Genomic DNA, 1,474 nt, shown 5'->3' with positions numbered 1-1,474 from the left:
TCACCGCTCCGTCCGGGAGCTGGCCCATGGTGCCGATCACCTCGGGATGTCCGGCGTGACCAATCAACAGCACATGACGGCCGAGCCGCTGATGGCGCATCGCCTGCTTGTGGACCTTCGACACCAGCGGGCAAGTGGCATCGAGATAGAAAAGATTGCGCGCCTTCGCATCCGCCGGCACCGATTTCGGCACGCCATGCGCCGAGAACACGACGGGCGACTGCCGATGTTCGGCCGGGATCTCGGAGAGTTCCTCGATGAAGACGGCGCCAAGGCTTTGCAGCCCCTCGACGACGTAGCGGTTGTGCACGATTTCATGGCGGACGTAGACCGGCGCGCCATATTTCTTCAGCGCCAGCACGACGATCTGGATGGCACGGTCGACACCGGCGCAAAAACCGCGCGGCTGGCAGAGCCGGATCGTCAGAGGTGGTTTGGTGGTTGTCTGAAGCATTAAATCCGGGCCGGTTGATCAAAGCCGAAATGAGGTGCGCACCCCTGCCCTGTCAAGGGCATCGGTAGAAAGGGGGCGTCGCTCGCATTCATTCCTCTTTCGCGGGGCGGCGAAGCCGCAGGATGAGCACGGCGGCGAGCGCGGCGGCAAGCCCGTACCAGGTGACGGCATATTGCAGATGGCTGTTCGGCAGATCGATGATGGTGACGCCGCCAACCGGCAATCCGCCTGGATTTGGCGTCTTGTCTGCGTCGATGAAGATCGGCACCAGCGTGAACCCAGCCGGCAGGCCCGCGCTCGCCGCCATGACGTCGCGGTCCTTCCAGTAGAAGATGTTCTTCGCCACATCGTTGTCGGGCAGCATCATCGACGGCTTTGCTGGCAGGGGGTTGCGAGCGAGCCCCGTGACCGTCACTCTGCCGGTCACCTGTCCCTTGGCGCGCTTGGCGGCGTCCTTCAGATCGTAAGGCACGAAGCCGCGATTGATCAGGACGAAGCGGCCGTCGTCGAGCGCCAGCGGCGTGTAGACATTGAAGCCGGCATCACCCTCCCAGGTCGCGTAAAAATGCCGTTCGCCTTGATGCAGGAACGTCCCGGTGACGGCGACGGGCGTATAATCGACGTCCCCGGTGGCTGCGAATTCTTTCTCGACCTCGGCCAGCGGCCGCGGCGCTGAATGAGTGCGCTGGTCGATGGTCTGCAGAAGGCCTTCCTTCCAATAAAGGCGCTGCACCTGCCAGGTGCCGAGCGCCAGCAGGATCAGGAACAGCACAAGGCCTAGGGCGAGCAGCAATGCCGTCCTAGGCCGCGATCGGCCATCGGCTTTAACGGTTGCCTCGCTCATTCGCCGCGATCCAACCGGCCTTCGGCCGCCTTGTTGCGGTATTGCAGCGTCAGCAGCACGCCTTTGATCAGCCGCAGCGCCGCCAGGCACAGCACGACAGCCAGCGGAATCCAGACCAGCAGATGCAACCAGAGCGGCGGGCTAAACGTGACTTCCAACCCCAGCGCCAAGCCGAC

General features: G+C 63.5%; 2 protein-coding genes and 1 pseudogene. All 3 read right to left on the bottom strand.

What is annotated here, in order from left to right; genetic code table 11:
• A pseudogene (locus EN991_RS35960) lies at window positions 1–454 on the bottom strand (4-hydroxy-3-methylbut-2-enyl diphosphate reductase); the annotation flags it as partial.
• An 88-nt stretch (window positions 455–542) separates the two neighbouring features.
• On the bottom strand, window positions 543–1,298 hold the full coding sequence (locus tag EN991_RS35955; RefSeq protein ID WP_164766140.1) for an SURF1 family protein: 756 nt from the start codon (window positions 1,296–1,298) through the stop codon (window positions 543–545).
• Window positions 1,295–1,474: DUF983 domain-containing protein (locus tag EN991_RS35950; protein ID WP_127370502.1), on the bottom strand; the 180-nt coding region annotated here is incomplete at its 5' end. The genes EN991_RS35955 and EN991_RS35950, both read right to left, overlap by 4 nt.

It is taken from the genome of Mesorhizobium sp. M7A.F.Ca.US.005.03.2.1, from assembly GCF_003997795.1.
Taxonomy (GTDB): Bacteria; Pseudomonadota; Alphaproteobacteria; order Rhizobiales; family Rhizobiaceae; genus Mesorhizobium; species Mesorhizobium ciceri.
This window is presented reverse-complemented; position numbering and strand designations above follow the sequence as displayed.

What these genes read in the sequence shown, in the direction of transcription:
- EN991_RS35955 (WP_164766140.1), bottom strand. Translation starts at nt 1,298, where the DNA reads ATGAGCGAGGCAACCGTTAAAGCCGATGGCCGATCGCGGCCTAGGACG.